This window comes from Gordonia sp. SL306 (genome assembly GCF_026625785.1).
GTDB lineage: Bacteria > Actinomycetota > Actinomycetes > Mycobacteriales > Mycobacteriaceae > Gordonia.
Genome location: NZ_CP113063.1, coordinates 1,803,412 through 1,820,549, shown reverse-complemented (window position 1 = coordinate 1,820,549; position 17,138 = coordinate 1,803,412). Strand labels below are relative to the sequence as shown.

10 protein-coding genes and 1 pseudogene are annotated in these 17,138 nt (G+C 66.5%); 2 read left to right on the top strand and 9 right to left on the bottom strand.

Annotated elements, in window-relative coordinates:
* Nucleotides 1-12 precede the first annotated feature (12 nt).
* A complete protein-coding gene (locus OVA31_RS08320; RefSeq protein WP_267630608.1) occupies nucleotides 13-588 on the bottom strand; it encodes a TetR/AcrR family transcriptional regulator in 576 nt (191 codons plus the stop codon).
* 156 nt (nucleotides 589-744) lie between these two features.
* Between OVA31_RS08320 and OVA31_RS08315 the strand changes: the two genes are divergently transcribed.
* Nucleotides 745-2,322 carry an MFS transporter gene (locus OVA31_RS08315; RefSeq protein ID WP_267630607.1) on the top strand — a complete coding sequence of 526 codons (1,578 nt, stop codon included), beginning with the start codon at nucleotides 745-747 and terminating at the stop codon, nucleotides 2,320-2,322.
* On the opposite strand, the gene OVA31_RS08310 is transcribed toward OVA31_RS08315, so the two are convergent.
* From OVA31_RS08310 to OVA31_RS08285, 6 genes are all read right to left on the bottom strand, one after another.
* Nucleotides 2,284-3,423, bottom strand: coding sequence for a PDR/VanB family oxidoreductase (locus OVA31_RS08310; protein WP_267630606.1), 1,140 nt, complete (start codon nucleotides 3,421-3,423; stop codon nucleotides 2,284-2,286). The two genes, OVA31_RS08315 and OVA31_RS08310, sit on opposite strands and share 39 nt — an antisense overlap.
* Before the next feature lie 14 nt (nucleotides 3,424-3,437).
* On the bottom strand, nucleotides 3,438-4,373 hold the full coding sequence (locus OVA31_RS08305; protein ID WP_267630605.1) for a metal-dependent hydrolase: 936 nt from the start codon (nucleotides 4,371-4,373) through the stop codon (nucleotides 3,438-3,440).
* A 16-nt stretch (nucleotides 4,374-4,389) separates the two neighbouring features.
* On the bottom strand, nucleotides 4,390-6,177 hold the full coding sequence (locus tag OVA31_RS08300) for an SDR family oxidoreductase (RefSeq protein WP_267630604.1): 1,788 nt from the start codon (nucleotides 6,175-6,177) through the stop codon (nucleotides 4,390-4,392).
* Nucleotides 6,178-6,294: 117 nt separating this feature from the next.
* The gene (locus OVA31_RS08295) at nucleotides 6,295-7,548 is read right to left on the bottom strand and encodes a pyridoxal phosphate-dependent aminotransferase (protein ID WP_267630603.1); all 1,254 of its coding nucleotides are present in this window, start codon (nucleotides 7,546-7,548) and stop codon (nucleotides 6,295-6,297) included.
* Nucleotides 7,549-7,656: 108 nt separating this feature from the next.
* On the bottom strand, nucleotides 7,657-11,034 hold the full coding sequence (locus tag OVA31_RS08290; protein ID WP_267631450.1) for a heterodisulfide reductase-related iron-sulfur binding cluster: 3,378 nt from the start codon (nucleotides 11,032-11,034) through the stop codon (nucleotides 7,657-7,659).
* 265 nt (nucleotides 11,035-11,299) lie between these two features.
* A complete protein-coding gene (locus OVA31_RS08285; RefSeq protein ID WP_267630602.1) occupies nucleotides 11,300-12,700 on the bottom strand; it encodes a WS/DGAT/MGAT family O-acyltransferase in 1,401 nt (466 codons plus the stop codon).
* A 158-nt stretch (nucleotides 12,701-12,858) separates the two neighbouring features.
* Between OVA31_RS08285 and OVA31_RS08280 the strand changes: the two genes are divergently transcribed.
* Nucleotides 12,859-13,452 carry a SanA/YdcF family protein gene (locus OVA31_RS08280; protein WP_420714199.1) on the top strand — a complete coding sequence of 198 codons (594 nt, stop codon included), beginning with the start codon at nucleotides 12,859-12,861 and terminating at the stop codon, nucleotides 13,450-13,452.
* A gap of 18 nt (nucleotides 13,453-13,470) precedes the next feature.
* Here the strand turns inward: OVA31_RS08280 and OVA31_RS08275 are convergent, their stop codons facing one another.
* Together OVA31_RS08275 and OVA31_RS08270 are read right to left on the bottom strand one after the other, a co-directional pair.
* Nucleotides 13,471-14,700: an acyltransferase gene (locus OVA31_RS08275; protein WP_420714155.1), complete on the bottom strand. Its 1,230-nt coding sequence runs from the start codon at nucleotides 14,698-14,700 to the stop codon at nucleotides 13,471-13,473.
* Between the two features lie 210 nt (nucleotides 14,701-14,910).
* Nucleotides 14,911-17,050 (bottom strand): annotated as a pseudogene (locus OVA31_RS08270) (acyltransferase family protein).
* Nucleotides 17,051-17,138: the final 88 nt, after the last annotated feature.

The following is a 17,138-nucleotide window of genomic DNA, read 5'->3' as shown; positions in this document are numbered from 1 at the left end:
CCGCCGCTCGGCTCAGGCCGCGACTCCTCGCGCGATGAGGTCGAGGACCTCCTCGTACGAGCCGGACGCGTCGATGAACGGCGGATATACCGACCCGAGCTCCAAGGACACCGCGCCGTGCACACATGCCCAGATCTGCGCGGCCAGCTGCGTGGGGTCGCCGGAGCGGATCACCCCGGCGACCTGGCCGTAGCCGACGATGTCGGCCAGCACCCCGAACGCCCGCGCGGCCACCTCGTCGTCGGCTGTGCACTCGGCCGAGAACATCAATCCGTAGAGGATCGGGTTGGCGATCGCGAACGCCCGGTAGTTGCGGCCGCTGTTGCGCAGTCGCGTCGCGGCGTCCGCGTCGTGCGCGGCGACCCTGGTGGCGAACTCGGCGAAGCCATCGGTGACCACGGCGTCCAGCAGACCGTCCTTGCCGTCGAAGTGGTTGTAGACGCCCATCGGCGCCACGCCGGCCTCGGTGGCCACGGCACGGACGGTCAGCGCGGCCGCGCCCTCTCGTTCCAGCAGCCGACGCCCGGCGGAGACGAGGTTCGCACGCACTTCGGTCGCGGGAGTTCGAGCGGTTTTCTGCGGCGGCATATTGACAGCGTACTAGAACAGTGTTCTTCTTGAATAGAACAACGTGCTACAACAATGTGACGACGTTCCAATCCCGGCCCTTCGTGACGCTCGCTCCTCAGGGAGCAGGAAACGTGACGCTCGTACATCGGGACCGGACAATTCGAAGGAGAGGTCATGAGAACTCGTTGGCTCGCTCTGGCGGCCCTGTGCTTTGCCGAACTACTCGTGATGGTCGACAACACGATCGTCAACGTCGCGCTGCCCACCATGGCGCGCGATCTCGATGCCGGGATCTCCGGGCTCCAGTGGATCGTGGACGCCTACACGCTCGTGTTCGCCGGCCTGTTGCTCACCGGCGGCTATCTCGGCGATCGATTCGGACACCGCCGCATGCTGCTGACCGGCATCGCCGGATTCGCGGTGGTCTCGGTGCTGGCTGCGTCCTCGCAGACCCTGGGGCAATTGATCGCGAGCCGCGGCGGGCTCGGGTTGTTCGCCGCCCTGGTGTTCCCGGCGACGCTGGCGATCATCATGTCGATCTTCACCGAGTCCAAGCAACGTGCTGCGGCCGTGGGCATCTGGGCCGCGACGTCGGGCATCGCGGTGGCCGTCGGTCCGGTGCTCGGCGGCTGGCTGCTCGAGCACTATTCGTGGTCGTCCGTGTTCTGGGTCAATCTGCCGATGGCGGTGGTGGCCGCGCTGGCGATCGTGCTGGTGGTGCCGGGCACGCGTCCGGAATCGGTATCTCGTTTCGACGCAATCGGTCTGGTGCTCTCGATCATCGGTCTCGGATTGCTGACGTACTCGGTGATCGAGGGGCCGCACTTCGGCTGGACCGATCCGCGAACCATCGGCGGACTCGTTGTCGCGGGAATCGCTCTGGGGCTCTTCGCATGGCGGGAACTTGCCGTCGAGCATCCGATCCTGAACATTCGACTGTTCGCCAACCGCCGATTCGCCGCGGCCGCCGGCATGATCAGTGTCGCGTTCTTCGCACTGTTCGGCTTCATCTTCCTGATCACCCAGTTCTTCCAGGCGGTCCAGGGCTACGGCCCCTTCGAAGCCGGACTGCGCACCCTGCCGTTCGCGCTGGTGATGGCGGTCTTCTCGCCGTTCGCGATGGCCCTGTCGCATCGATTCGGGCCGCGGATGGTCTCGGTGGTCGGTGCGTTGCTGATGTCGGGCGGCTTCGCGCTCGTGGAGGTGTCGTCGCGGGTGTCGGGCTATTGGGAGCTGATCATCTGGTCGATGTCGCTGATGGCGATGGGGCTCGCCTTCATCTCGGGACCGTGCACGCAGGTGATCATGGACGCGCTCACACCCGAGCAGGCGGGGGCCGGCTCGGCGGTCAACGACACCACTCGTGAGATCGGCGGGACGCTCGGCGTCGCGGTGCTGGGCTCGGTGCTGACGTCGGTGTACACCTCGGGTGTCGGTGATCGCCTTGCCGATCTCGGTGTGCCGCAGGCTGCCACCGGAATCGCGGAGGACTCGGTGATGTCGGGGGTCGAGGTGGCTGCCCGGGCGCCGTCGGAGGTTGCACAACAGCTGCGGTTCGCGGTGCAGGATGTGTTCGTCGAAGGCCTGCACAGCGCGGTCTGGGTGGCGGTCGCGGTCACCGCGGCCGCGGCGCTCGCGGCCGCCTACTTCCTACGGGGTGTCCCGAGCGGGCAGGCAACCGACGCGCCGGTGATCGTCGACGACCCCGCAGGCCTAGAGATCGAGGGTGAGGCGGTCGCCGTCCGCCCGTGACACGCAGGTGAGGAACATGCCCTGGGTGCGTTCCGGCTCGGTGAGGATGTTGTCGCGGTGATCAGGTGCGCCGGACAGCATCCTCACCTTGCAGGTTCCGCAGAAGCCCTGCTGACACGAGTACGGGACCGACGGCAGGACCTCCCGGATGGCGGCGAGCGCGGTCTCGTCGGCGGCCACGGGGATCTCCTGACCGGTCGACGCGAGCGTGACCGTGAACGGCCTGCCGTCCTCGACCGGCGGCGGGCTGAAGCGTTCGTAGTGCAGTTCGATGTCGGGTCGATCGGCCAGATGTCGGCGAAGGCGCTCCAACATCGGTACCGGTCCGCAGCAGTAGACCGCGAGCCCGCCCGGCGCGCGGCCGGTCTCGGGATCGATCGGACCGAGCAGTTCGTCCATGGCAGGCAGACCGTGTTCGGCGTCGGTGCGGATGGTGATCCGGTCGCCGTATCGGGCGAGTTCGTCGCGGAACGGGATCGACTCGATCGTGCGTCCGGTGTAGATCATCGACCAGTCGAGGCCGAACCGGTCGGCGGCGGCCAGCATCGGGAGGATCGGGGTGATACCGATGCCGGCGGCGATGAACCGGATCGACTGGGCATGCGACCCGTGGCCCGGGATGGCGAGGGGAAAGGCGTTGCGAGGTCCCTTGATCGAGACCGGATCGCCGACGTGCAGGTCGTCGTGCACCTCGATGGATCCGCCGCCACCATCGGGGATGCGGCGCACGGCGATCCGGTAGGTGCGACGATCGGCCGGGTCTCCGCACAGTGAGTACTCCCGCATCCGGCCCGACGGCAGCAGCAGGTCGAGGTGAGCGCCCGGATGCCACCTGGGGAGGATGTCGCCGTCGGGCGCGGCCAGGGTCAGCGCGACAACATTCTCGTCGGCGGCCACCACTTCGCGGTCGATGAGTTGCAGAGTCGTCACGCCGTCGTCGGCCGGGGTGGGGTGCAGCGGGGCGAGTGGCCGCCAGAACGGCCACCACATCTTTGCCATGACGGTGCCCACGGTGAGGAACGGGTCGTGGCGCCACCGTCCGTAGAGATGTGGAGGGGGAGCGGTCATCTCGGTGCTGTGGGGGTGCGCACGCTGGTTCATCGCATACCTTCGGGTCAGCCGGCGTTGCGGGCGGCCGGAGACGCGGCGAGATAGGCTACGGCCTGCGCGGTGCTGCCGATCTCGTTGGGATGGAATCCGGGCCGGAAGTAGCTGAAGGTCGCGAGGATGATCTTGCGCATCTTCGGCAGCACGCCGGCATGGACGCCGCGGAAGTAGTGGTACTGCCGTTGGAAGTAGTTGTACGACAACGATGTGTCCTGCTTCATGATGAACCGGAAGCCCCGGTTGAGCAGCAGCAGCAGTACGGGCAGGGCCACCAGCATCGCGCGGCCGCGGCGCAGGTAGCCGTCGCCGAAATAGATCGCCACCTCGTGGGCGACCGCGCGGTGCTCGACCTCCTCGGCGCCATGCCAGGTGAACAGGTCGGTCATCCCCGGATCGGCGCCGGATTCGACCCAGGTGTTGTTGAGGGCGAAATCGCCGAGGATCGCGGTGTAGTGCTCCAGCGCGGCGATGAGCCACAAGCGTTCGATGAGGTGCTTCTGCCGTGCCTTGGGGCTGCCGCCGCGCATGGGGCCCAGGACCTTTCGGAAGATCCATTCCATCTGGCGCTGATAGGGCCGCGGATCGATTCCATGATGATCCAGGAACTCCCACAGCACGTGGTCGTGGGCCTCGGCATGCATTGCCTCCTGCCCGATGAATCCTCGCATGGTGGCGGCGAGCTCGTCGTCGGCGACGAGCGGGAGCGCCTCGTTGTACGTCTGCACAAACCAGCGCTCCCCTTCGGGCAGCAGGAGGTTGAGCACGCTGATGAAGTTGGACGGGACGGGGTGGTCGGGGATCCAGTGCAGCGGCGTATCCGACCAGTCGAAGGTGACATTGCGGGCGTGGAGTTCCACCGGACCCGGATCGGAACCGTCCAGATCGCATGGCTCACGAGCGTCGCTGATCGGATGTGGATGCTCGGCATGTGCGGGCGCAGACATCGTCGTCGAATCCTCTCTAGCGGGTGACCTTCTGGCGCGCCGCGAAGCGCGACAGCCAGGGTGTGAATCGATAGATGCGATAGCCGATCTTGGCTTCGGCCGTCACCGGGACGACCGCCTTGTCCCGGATGATGGCGCGGACGATGTCGTCGGCGACCCTGTCCGGGGTGAAGCCGCGTCGACGGTACAGGCCGGCGAGCCGATCTTGTTCGGCTGCTTCATGTGTCGCGTCCAGTCCGGCGATCGGGGTGTTGCCCACGATGGCGGTGTCCACGATGCCCGGACAGATGGCCGTGACGCCGATCCGGTGTTCGGCCAGTTCCGCTCGCAGCGATTCGGAGAACAGCAACACGCCGGCCTTGGATGCCGCATACACCCCGAGCGTGCGCTGCGGTGTGAAGGCGGCGGCGGAAGCGATGTTGACGATGTGCCCACCAACGCCACGCTCGACCATCTGCCTGCCGAATGCCCTACTGCCGGAGACCACCCCGCGCAGATTCACGTCCAGCAAGCGATCGATCTGTTCGTCGGTCGCGTCGAGAGCACCACCGGCCAGACCGATGCCGGCATTGTTGACGACGATGTCCGGGACACCATGCCTGGTGCGGACGACACCGGCGAAGTCCGCGACCGCCGCGGTATCGGAGACGTCGAGTTCATACGACGATGCCAGGGCGCCTGCGGCCTTGCTCTCCTGGACCGTCTCCTCGACGGCGGCGGTGTCGATGTCGGCCAGGACGAGTTCGCATCCACGCTCGGCGAGGGCCCGCGCAGTGGCGCGGCCGATGCCGCTGCCTGCACCGGTGATCACGGCGAGCTTGCCGGACAGGGGATTCGGCCTGCTGAACACTCGCGCGCGGTCGATCCGACCCGCGGTGTCGGTCCGCGAGCCCGTGGAGTGCGTGGCGATGAACTCTCGTGCCACATCAGCAAGATACCCGGGCCGTGTGTACGGCAGCCAGTGCCCGGTCGGGGTGTTGCGTCGCCACAGTCGCTGGGCGTGCCGGTAGGTGTCGTCGAAGATCGCGGGGCGTAGCGCGATGTCTCGCTCGTTGACCAGCTCGAGCACCGGGACCGCCGTCGGCCGTGACTCCGGATTGCGGAGCTTGTGCCTGATGTTGGCCCGGTAGAGCCGGAGGCCGGAGATCATGTCGTCGCCCAATGTGTCTGCGACCACCACGTTCTCCCGTGGCGTGCCCTCGACCCGATGCAGGAACTCGCGCCACACCGCTGGGGTCCCCGCCGCGCCGAAGAACATCTTCGGCAGTACGGGTAGCTGGAAGAAGACCGTGTACGACGACGAACTCGCTTGCGCAAGAGCGCGTCCCAGTTTGCGCGGAGTCGGTCGGGAGAGATTGTGCCGGGCCCAGTCGGCGAGGTAGTCGAGGTTGGGCCCGGACACGGAGACGAACGATCCGATGCGCAGCTCCGCGCCCGGTCGGGTGACCGCCTCCCAGGCCTGTACCGATCCCCAGTCGTGGGCGACGATGTGGACGGGCCGATCCGCGCTGACGGCCTCGGCCACCGCGAACAAGTCGTCCGCGAGGGCGCTCAACCGATACCGGACGTCGCCGTCGGGGCGGTCACTCTCCCCGAATCCGCGGCAGTCGTAGGCCACCACCCGAAAATCCTCGGCCAGCGCCGGTGCGACGTGCGTCCACAGGTGATGGGTGTCCGGCCAGCCGTGGATCAGCAGGACGGTCGGACGCGGGTCGGCGACACCGGGCTCGGCCGATCCCGCCACTTCGAAAACGGCGAGGTGAACCCCGTCGTTGGTGACACTGCTCTTACGCCAATCGACCATGCGACTCCCCTTCGAGACGATCGAATGGAGTTAGACGTTACCAAGCGTCACAGGAATTGACCAGGGTGTCCGTGACGCAGCGTCACGTGTATCCCTGCGGAACCACATCCGCGCAGGTCACTGCCGATACGACGACAGGAAGTTCCCGATTCGCTCGATCGCGACACCGAGGTCGCGGGACCAGGGGAGGGTGACGATCCGGAAATGGTTGTGGTCGGTGAGGTTGAAGCCGGTTCCCTGTACGACCAGGATCTTCTCCTGTAGGAGCAGGTCCTGGACGAACAATTCGTCGTTGTGGATCTCGTGCACCTCGGGGTCGAGGCGGGGGAACGCGTAGAGCGCGCCCATCGGCTTCACACAGCTCACGCCGGGGATCTCGTTGAGCTTCTCCCAGGTGACGTTGCGCTGCTCGAAGAGACGCCCGCCGGGTTCGACGAGCGCGTCGATGCTCTGATAACCACCGAGCGCGACCTGGATGGCATGCTGGCCGGGCACGTTGGAGCAGAGTCGGGTGGAGGCGAGGATCCCGAGACCTTCGATGAATCCCCTCGCATGGTCCTTCGGGCCGGTGAGGACCAGCCAGCCTGCTCGATAGCCACAGACCCGGTAGGCCTTCGACAGGCCGTTGAAGGTGAGGCAGAGGAGATCCGGGGCCAGCGACGCCACGTTCACGTGCTCTGCGTCGTCGTAGAGGATCTTGTCGTAGATCTCGTCGGCCATGATCAACAGCGAATGCGCTCGGGCGAGCTCGACGAGCTGTTCGAGAACCTCGCGTGAGTAGACGGCGCCCGTCGGGTTGTTGGGGTTGATGATCACGATCGCCTTGGTGCGGTCGGTGATCTTCGAGGCGATGTCGGCGATGTCGGGGTTCCACCCGTTGTCCTCGTCGCAGCGGTAATGCACCGCACGCCCGCCCGACAGCGCGGTCATCGCGGTCCAGAGCGGGTAGTCGGGCGAGGGGATGAGCACTTCGTCGCCGTCGTTGAGCAGCGACTGCATGGTCATCGTGATCAGCTCGGACACACCGTTGCCCAGGATCACGTCGTCGACGTCGAAGTACGGGAAGTCGGGGATGAGCTCGTACCGGGTGACGACAGCGCGTCGTGCCGACAGCACACCCGCCGACTCGGAGTACCCCTGTGAATACGGCAGGGCGTGGATCATGTCGCGCATGATCACATCGGGTGCCTCGAAGCCGAACAGGGCCGGGTTGCCGATGTTGAGCTTCATGATCCGGTGGCCCTCGGCCTCGAGTCGTGCCGCATGCGCATGCACCGGCCCCCGGATCTCGTAGCACACGTTCTGCAGCTTCTGCGACTGCTCGAGTGGCTTGAGGTTCTGGTTCAGATGCGATACATGCGGTCTACTCACGAGTTCAATTGTGACAGCACTGCGCAAACCGGTTTTCCGGGTGTCGCTTCGGGTGCGGAAACACGTCGACCGCGCCACTGTGGGCGCGGTCGACGTGGTCGGGACGGATCAGCTGTGTCCGGGGCGCTTCTTGCCCGCGGCGATGCCGAATCCCTTCGCCTTCGATGTGCTTGCCTCGGCGATGGTCCGGCTGCCGTTGGACGACGGTGTCGATTCCTCGGACTCCGCTTCCGACTCGGTCTCCGTTTCCGGCTCCGGAGCTTCCGGTTCCGGCGTCGACTCAGGCGCGGCAGCCGGAGCCGGTGCGGCCGCAGTGGCCTTGGATGCTCCGCCCGGCCGCTTCTTGCCTGCCGACATGCCGAATCCCTTGGCCTTGGCGGGCTTTTCCTCGGTCACTGCCGCGGTGGTGGATTCGCTCGACGCCTCGACGGGCTCGGCCGACGACTCTGCGGTCTCGGCCGGTGCGGCCTCGGTCGACTCTGCGGGCTCACTGGGTGCGGCCTCGCTCGACGGTGCGGCCGCGGGGACCGCAGCTGCCTTGCCGACTCCACCCGGCCGCTTCTTGCCTGCCGACATGCCGAATCCCTTGGCCTTGGCAGGCTTTTCCTCGGTCACGGCGGCGGCGCCGGCGGATTCCGTGTCCGCGGTCGGCGATGCCTCGGGGGCGGACTCTGCCTCGGCGACGTTGCTCTCCGCGGGCGCGGTGACCCCCGCGTCGGCAGCGGCGGCGTTCGGCTTCTTCGCGCCGGGACGCTTTGCACTGCCCATGCCGAAGCCCTTTGCCGCAGGCTTCTTCTCGGTCGCAGCGGATTCCACGGCCGCCGACGACTCGGCCTCGGCGGGTGCGGGCTCGGCAGAGCCGGCCTCGGGCTTGGCGGCACCCGGGCGCTTGGCTCCGCCCTTCATGCCGAATCCCTTGGCGGCGGGCTTCTTCTCGGCTGCGGGCGTCGCGGCCGGTGCCGATTCGGTGGCCTTCTCGGCGGCCGGGGCGTCGGTCTTCCCTGCGGCGCCGGGCTTCTTGCCGCCCTTCATGCCGAGTCCGACCTTGGGCTTCGGCTTGGCCTCCGTCGCGGTGGCGGTCGCAGCGGCAGCGGCAGTCGGTGCGGCATCCGCTTCCTTCTCCTCGGTGGCCGGCGCGGCTTGCGCTGCGGCCGGCACCGAAGCGGGACCCAGATAGCGGCCCCCGCGGCTCACCTCGGGAGCGCCACGCTTGACCGAATCGAGGAGCAGCTGCGCGACGTCGACGACCTCGATCTTGCCTTCCTGCTCGGTGCCGCTGGTGCGTGCGGTGACGCCGTCGGTCAGCATCACGCGGCAGAACGGGCAGCCGGTCGCGACCTTCTGCGGCGCATCACCCTTCGACGCACCGAGGGTGTCGAGCGCCTCGTCGACGCGATCGAGGTTGATGCGCTTGCCGATCTGCTCTTCCATCCACATGCGGGCGCCGCCTGCGCCGCAGCACATCGACCGCTCGCCGTGGCGCGGCATCTCGGTCAGCGTCGATCCCGATGCGCCCATCAGCTCACGCGGGGCGTCGTAGACCTTGTTGTGGCGGCCCAGATAGCAGGGGTCGTGATAGGTGACGCCTTCGCCGAGCGGTGCCACCGGGACCAGTCGCTTCTCCCGGACCAGCCGGTTCAGCAGCTGGGTGTGGTGGACCACCTCGTAGGTGGCGCCCAGCTGCGGGTACTCGTTGCCCAGCGCGTTGAAGCAGTGCGCACAGGTGACGACGATCTTCTTGCGCTGTTCGGGCGCGGTCGCGAAGACCTCGCCGAGCATCTCGATGTTCTGCTGGGCGAGCATCTGGAACAGGAACTCGTTGCCCGCGCGGCGAGCCGAGTCGCCGGTGCAGGTCTCACCCTCGCCGAGGACGAGGAAGTTCACCGCGGAGATGTCGAGGAGTTCGGCGACGGCCTTGGTGGTCTTCTTCGCGCGGTCCTCGTAGGCGCCTGCGCAACCGACCCAGAACAGGTACTCGAAGCCTGCGAACGACTCGACGTCCTTGCCGAACACCGGGATCTCGATGTCCATCTCGTCGATCCAGTTGGTGCGCGCCGAGGAGTTCTGGCCCCACGGGTTGCCCTTGTTCTCCAAGTTCTTGAACATGCCCGCGAGCTCGGTCGGGAAGTCGGACTCGATCAGCACCTGGTAGCGGCGCATGTCCAGGATGTGGTCGACATGCTCGATGTCGACCGGGCACTGCTCCACGCAAGCGCCGCACGTGGTGCAGCTCCACAGGGTCTCGGTGTCGATGACGGCGCCGAGTTCCGACGGGTCGAACTCGCCGTCGGTGGCCTCGATGCCGTTCCCGCCGCCGAGTGCGCCCTTGCTCTCGCCGACCAGTTTGCGGGCGGCCTCTGCGCGCGCGGCCTCTGGGATCGCGTCGAGTTTGTCCTCGAGCACATTTCCGTCGGCATCGACGAGGCCGACCTCGTCGCCACCCATGTCCTTCTTGCCGCCGGCAAGCAGGTACGGCGCCTTCGCGTAGCCGTGATCGCGCAGCGACATGATGAGGAGCTTGGGTGACAACGGCTTACCCGTGTTCCAGGCCGGGCACTGGCTCTGGCAGCGACCACATTCGGTGCAGGTGGTGAAGTCGAGCCAGCCCTTCCAGCTGAAGTCCTCGATCTTGCCGGCGCCGAATGCGTCCACATCGGGGTCCGCGGTCTCCATGTCGAGGACCTGCCCCTGGCTGATCATCGGCTTGAGTGCGCCGAGTGCGACTCCGCCGTCGGCCTCACGCTTGAAGTAGATGTTGAAGAACGCGGCGAAACGGTGCCAAGCGACGCCCCAGTTGATGTTGCGTCCCACCACGGCGAGCCAGATCATCGCCGACAGCAACTTGACGACGGCCATCGCGGAGACCGACCACTCCGGCACGCCTTCGAAAGGCATCGCGATGTAGTGGAGTGTGGGCGAAGCCCAGATCGGTGCATGCTCGATACCCGACGCGATCTTGAACAGCTTCACGCCGAGCATGCCGAGGCCCTCGATGATGACGACAGCCTCGACGAAATAGGCGGCACCGAAGTTCGAGCCCGCGAACCGTGACATCCGCTCGGGCACACGCGGGTGATTCAGCTGCCGGATGACGACCAGTGCGACCCCGCCGATCACCGTCGCCCAGCCGAGCAGTTCCTCGGCGAGGACGTATGGGCCCCACACACCCAGCCATGGCCAGTGGAAGTCCGGGTTGAAGGCCTGTCCGTAGGCCTCGAAGACGAAGATGAAACCCAGTAGGAAGCCGACCATGACGAGCCAGTGCGCCCAGCCGACGGTGCGGAACTTCGCCATGCGCGTGTGCGCCGCGAACTCGATCACCACCGTCTTCATGCGCGGCAGGATGGGGAAGATCCGGGAGCGGTCGATCTTCTGGCCCTTGCTGATGGTGCGGACCATCCGGCTGATGCCTTGGAAGAAGATCGCCCAGCAGAACAGGCTGACGATCGTCGTGATCGTGCCGATGGCAATCGTCGTGGAGGTCACGGGCGCGTACCGGCCTTTCTCTGAGGTCATCGCCGGACCCATTTGCGCAGGACTCAGGCGCACGTGGGCCGACGTGTACTACAGGTAACCGTAGTTTGTTGTGGGGGCGTTGCGCTGCCAAGGATGACCTAACTAACGCTCGGTCCCGACACCACTGTCACAGTGGATGATACTCGTGAGTAACTTACTGTCGAGTCAGGTGTGGGATCCGTGCGCTCGGTGTGGGAAGCATCACGCAACAAGGTGCGCGAGAGGCGATCCGGCCTCAGCCGACGATTCCCGCGACCTTCTCCAGTTCCTCGAGTGCGGTGTCGAGGTGGGTCAGGAGTCGCTGCAGGCTGGGTAGTTCCTTGCGTGCGCCGATGAGGCCGAAGTTCACCTGATCGGCCGTGGTCGTGACCGTGATGTTGAGCGCCAGACCCTCCATCGCGATGGACACCGGATACGCCCCTTCGAGCCGGGCGCCGTTCCAGTAGAGCTGTTCGGAGGGTCCTGGCACGTTGCTGATGATCAGGTTGAACTGGGGCGGCGTGTAGCGGACGAAACCCGGGACAGGCGCGAGGGCCAGTGGCGCGAACGCCGCGGCGCCGAACATCAGCGCCTGGAGCGGTGACAGTCCACGGATGACCTGCTTCGCCTTACGCGTGGAGGCGACCACCGTGGCCAGGCGTCGTTCCGGATCGGGTTGATCGGTCGCCAGGTTCGCCAGGATGGCGGTGACCAGATTGCCCTCGGATGCGTCGTCGGTGTGCATCGAGACGGGGATCGCCGCGACGAGCGGTGTGTCGGGTAGGTCGTCGCGGTCGATCAGGTAAGAGCGCAGCGCCCCGCCGCACATCGCGACGATGACGTCGTTGAGGGTGATGTCGAGTGCCGAGGCGATCGCGCGGAGCCGTTCCATCGGCCACTGCTGGGCGGCGAATCGGCGTGCGCTGCCGATCGAGACGTCGAGCATGGTGCGTGGTGCCGGAACGAACGGTGAGGAGAAGTCGTCGTCGGTGACGGCGGTCCACGCGACCCTGGCCGCGGCCGGCGCCGCCCCGACGATCTGCCCGGCGACGCCGACGGCCTGCCCCACAAGGCCGGCCACCGCCGAGAGCTTCGGGATGCGTGAACCCGACGACGACGAGTTGCTTGATCGTCGGACGAGCCGGGGATCCCACCACGCGGTGCCGTTCCGATCGTCGGGATCGGTGGACAGCGAGTTCTCCAGGAGGCGCAGCGCCGAGACGCCGTCGACGAGCGAGTGATGGATCTTGGTGTAGATGGCGACGCGGCCGTCCTCGAGGCCGTCGATGATGTGGAGCTCCCACATCGGACGGGTGCGGTCGAGCAGGGCGCTGTGGTTGAGCGACACGTAGCGCAGCAGTTCGCGGATGCGACCCGGGCGCGGCAGCACGGCCCGACGCACGTGGTAGTCGAAGTCGATCTCCTCGTCGTGGGACCAGGCGGCGTAGCCGAACAGTGATGCCGGAGATGCGGGGCGCTTGCGGAACAGACGGCGCACATCGGTGCAGCCCTGGAAAGTCTCGAAGATCTCCTCGGCGAGTTCGGTTCCCGATTGTCCCTCCCTGGGCACGAACAGCTGGAGTCCGCCGACGTGCATCGGTTGCTCGCGGGTCTCCGCGATCAGGAACATGGATTCGGTGACTGGCATGTAGGGCATCGTGGTGACCTCTGGATCTTGGGGTGGGGGCACCGTGCGGGCAGTGCGATCATCTCAGTATCAGCCCCCGACCGGGCCCCATCTCCCGATTGAGCCAAGTGGTGAGAAACGACTCAGCAGCCGGTGGCGGCGGAGGTGCGATCGCCTACCGTGAGATCGTGCATCCGGCAGCCCGGGCGGTACTCGTCGTCGTCGTGACCGTCGAGCTGATCATCACGATCGCGGCCACCTGGGTGTACGTCTCGTCGTCGGCACGAGTGCTCGACGAGGCCGACGTCCCGGCCGGTTCGACGGCCCTGGTACTCGGATCGCTGGTGGACGACGGCGAGCCCGGTGACTATGTGCGCGGCCGTCTAGACACCGCGGTCGACCTCTACCGCTCCGGACGCGTTGCACGGATCATCAACTCGGGCAACGGTTCCGCTGCCGCAGGAGATGAGCCCGCGGTGATGCGACGTTATCTCGAGCAACACGGCGTCGACGCCGACGACATCACCGACGACCCGCTCGGCATGGACACCGAGGCGAGTTGTCGTCGAGCTCACGAGGATTTCGGCGTCACTGCCGCGGTGATCATCACGCAGGACTTCCACCTGTCGCGAGCGATCGCGTTGTGCCGGAACCGGGGGATCGATGCCACCGGTGTGGCCGCTCGGTGTGACTGCCCGACGTGGACGCTGTTGCGCAACCACGTTCGCGAACTGGCGTTGGCGCGCCCACGAGCGTTGCTGAGCACGATCAGCGGGCAGTGAATCGGTCGGCGAGGCCGATCAGCGTTTGATCGCGAGCGGCAGCCGAGGGCGCCCGGTGAGGTACAGCGACCCCGGCACGCGGCGCAGGATCTCCACCAGCAGCAGCGCCCCCGCGATGGTGGCGACGTAGGTGACCAACGTGCCCCAGGGCTGGCCGAGCGTGGCCAGGATCCAGGGCTGCTCGCCGGACTGCGGCTTGAGCACGAAGTACAGCACCAGCACATGTCCGAGGAACACACCGAACGAGCGGTTGGAGGCGAAGGAGACGGCCCGGGCGAACCGCGGCGTGACGTCGCGCCAGTTGCTCGCCCAGTGTGCGGCCGCCGCGTACAGACAGGTGATCGCCACGATGATGAAGGGGATCAGGGTCGGATGAAAGGCGGAGTTGCTGTCGTGCACCGGCTTTCCGCCGAACCAGACTCCTGCCAGGTACGTGCCGACGGCGAAGATGCCGGTCGTCAGCAATGCGCCGAAGAGCCACCAGCCCTTACCCGCGAGCCATCGGGCGATGGCCTCGCGATGCACCGCGGCCACCGCGCCGTACAAGATGAAGAACTGGTACGGGATGAACGTCGCGTAGTGATGCCACCAGTACTGGGAGATGGGGGCGGGCGGATGCCAGAAGGTGATGGTCACACTGATCGCGACCTGCACGGCGAGGCTGGCCGCCAGAAGTGTGACGTGGTGCCCGCGGGTCGCGCGGACCAGCCACAGCACCAGCGGGAACAGCAGGTAGACCTGCAGCATCACGAACAGGAAGTACATCTGGAAGCCGGACAGTCCCCAGCCGGCCAGTCGGCCGAACTCGCCGAGGCTCCCGACCGGATTCGACAGGACGTCCCCGATCCGGTCCTTCGCCCACACCTCCTGCACGAGCCAGTAGATCGCCGACCAGATGATGTACGGGAAGATGACCAACTTGATGCGTTTGCGCCAGAACCCCGTCGTGCTGAAGTCGGCGTTGTCGAAGTTCTGATACATCAGCACGAAGCCGGTCAGCGCGAAGAAGGTGTTGCGGGTGAAATGCAGCAGCAAGGACGCAGTGTTGACCGGCATGCTGGTGAACTCGTCGGTCGTCTGCGTCAGACAGTGGACAAAGATGACCAGCGAGAACGTGGTGACCCGAATGAGGTCGAGGTGGTGGAGGTAGGCCTTGCGGCCTGCGCGGCGGACCGTCTGTCCGGAGCGTGCGACGGTGCCCGCACCCTCTATGGTGGCGCTACCTCGCTCCGGCGCAAAGGTGGTCACGCGTGTCTCAGCCCCAAACCGTTGATGGACTTCTCGGTTCCGAGGGGCTCGCCCATGAGTCCTCGGAGCTCGTGGCGATCGGTCGCGGCCCCGCGCCTCCCGCGTGGGCGCCCGCAGCACGAGCATCGGTTGACACCTTAACAGCGCAGTCTGGGGGCACCCTGAGATGCTGACCGGCGACGATCGCGACTCATCGGCTTGTGACCGGGATCACCACCAGTGCAGTGACTTTGCGAGATCGGCCTCGACGGCGGGGGTGAGACTGCGCACGAACGTCGCCGACAGATGGTGGAAGTCGTGCCAGACGACGATGTTGCCGACGACGGCCGGACAGTAGGTCGGCCCGCACATGGCATCGGTGTAGTCGAGGAAGGTCGTGTTCGGGAACCGGGGGGCGATGGCCTGTGCCGGGTCGGTCGGTGCCATCGCGATGTCCCGCGACACTCCGCAGACCTGTGGCTTCTTGCCCTCGGCCAGACATTCCGGCGGCTTGAGTTGGCCGTGCGCCCACGGGTTGTCCCGCACCGCGATCACGCGCTGTCCACGATCCCGGAACTGCGCGAAGATGTCCTCGTAGTCCTGCGGGACGTAGTCGCCGCGAGCCCCCCTGCCTTCCACCGGGCGGGTGGAGTTGGTGAAGACGACGTCGGGCTTTGTCGGCGGCGAGTCGGGTCATCACCCGCTTCGACCAGTCGTTGCACTGGTAGTACTTCTGGCCGAACCAGATGAAGACGTGACTCGTGGTCAGGGCACACCCCACCTTGAGGTAGGTGGTCACCTTGAATCCGCGTCGTTTCCCGATGGCGTCGAGTGCGGTGATCCAGTATTCGGCGTGCGAACCTCCCACCAGCGCGACGGTTCGGGTGGCGTTCTTGTCCCCGTAGACCCCGACCTTGATCGACGGGTCCTTCCAGCCGCTGATGACCGAGTCGTACGAGGTGATCGGCCAGTCCTTGTCGACCACCTCGGGGCTCGGCTGCGGGTCGACCTTCGGAACCGGTGCGCCGTCGAGGTAGGCGCGGGCCCCGGGATACAGGCGGGTGTCGAGGTTCTCGGTGTTGACGGTGGCGTTGGCCGCGTTTCGCTGCCAGATGACGACGGTCGAACCCGCGACGACGGAGGTGATCAGGACGAGCGCGAGAAGTACCCGCCGATATCGCTGTCCGAGCCCGCTCGACCGCCCGGCGCGCAAGGGTGTCTCGATGAACTTGGTGGTCGCCCAGGCCAGCACCACGGAGATCGCCAGGATGGCTGTGCCCTCCAGCCAGTTCACGTCGTCCTGATACCGCCAGGCCAGATAGAAGATCAGCAGCGGCCAGTGCCACAGATAGAGCGCGTAGGCGATGGAGCCGAGCCAGACGAGACGCGGATGTGCGAGGGCGTTGCTGACCGAACTCGGCCCGGCCGTGGAGTCGGGACGGGTCGCGGTCGAGCCCGTCCAGATCAGGAGCAGCGTCGCACCGACGGGCACGAGCGCCATGACGCCGGGGTACTCCTGCACCCCCGCGATCCACCAGCCGCAGGTGACGATCAGTGCCAGTGCGACGACGCCGAGGACGTTGCGCATCCACGGGCGTAGCGCGAGGCGCGGCATCCAGATCGCGAGCAGGCCTCCGACCAATGGTTCCCAGAGCCGTGCGACGGTGTCGTAGTAGTTGAATGGCTGGTTCACCGAGTGTCGGTGATTGGCCCAGGCGAATGAGACCAGGGCCACCGCGAGGAGGCTGAACCCGACGATGCCGCGGATCACCGAGGGATTCGACAGTGCGGTGAACCGTCGGGACATGGCGCGCAGCAGACCGCCGAGGGCGAGGGCGCACAGCAGTGTCAGGACGAAGAACTGTCCCTGCATCGACATCGACCAGAGGTGCTGCATCGGGCTGTTGGCGGAGTCCGCGGCCTGATAGTCCTGTGAATCGAGCGCCAGATGCCAGTTCTGGTAGTAGAGCGCACTGGCCTGCACCTCGGAACCGAGCGGTCCCCACCGCGTCTTCGGCATCACCAGGGCGATGAGCGCGGTGATGACGACCAGGATCACCAGCAGCGCCGGGAGCAAGCGGCGTACGAGGCGCGAGAACCGCGGCCACGGGTTGATCGCGGTCCGCCACGGCACTGATGCGGGTTGGGTGGCGATGACGTGCTTGAGCAGCGACGCGACGAAGAAGTAACCCGACAGCGTCAGGAACACGTCGACGCCGCCGGAGACGCGTCCGAACCACACATGAAAGATCGCGACGAGGGCGATCGCGATCCCGCGCAGTCCGTCGAGATCCAGCCGGTAACCGGACGTGTTGCCGGTTGCGGCGTCCTCGTTGGGCGTCGCGGTCGGGGTGGTTACGGCCGTGCTCACAGGCAGGGATGCTACTTGGCCCCGGAGGTGATTCCGGTGACCAGGCGCCGTGTAGACGCAGGCATATCGGGAAAAGGTGCGGCACCGA

Bases quoted from the DNA above. Each gene is read 5' to 3' on its own strand.
- OVA31_RS08320 (WP_267630608.1), bottom strand. From the start codon at position 588: ATGCCGCCGCAGAAAACCGCTCGAACTCCCGCGACCGAAGTGCGTGCG.
- OVA31_RS08315 (WP_267630607.1), top strand. From the start codon at position 745: ATGAGAACTCGTTGGCTCGCTCTGGCGGCCCTGTGCTTTGCCGAACTA.
- OVA31_RS08310 (WP_267630606.1), bottom strand. From the start codon at position 3,423: ATGAACCAGCGTGCGCACCCCCACAGCACCGAGATGACCGCTCCCCCT.
- OVA31_RS08305 (WP_267630605.1), bottom strand. From the start codon at position 4,373: ATGTCTGCGCCCGCACATGCCGAGCATCCACATCCGATCAGCGACGCT.
- OVA31_RS08300 (WP_267630604.1), bottom strand. From the start codon at position 6,177: ATGGTCGATTGGCGTAAGAGCAGTGTCACCAACGACGGGGTTCACCTC.
- OVA31_RS08285 (WP_267630602.1), bottom strand. From the start codon at position 12,700: ATGCCCTACATGCCAGTCACCGAATCCATGTTCCTGATCGCGGAGACC.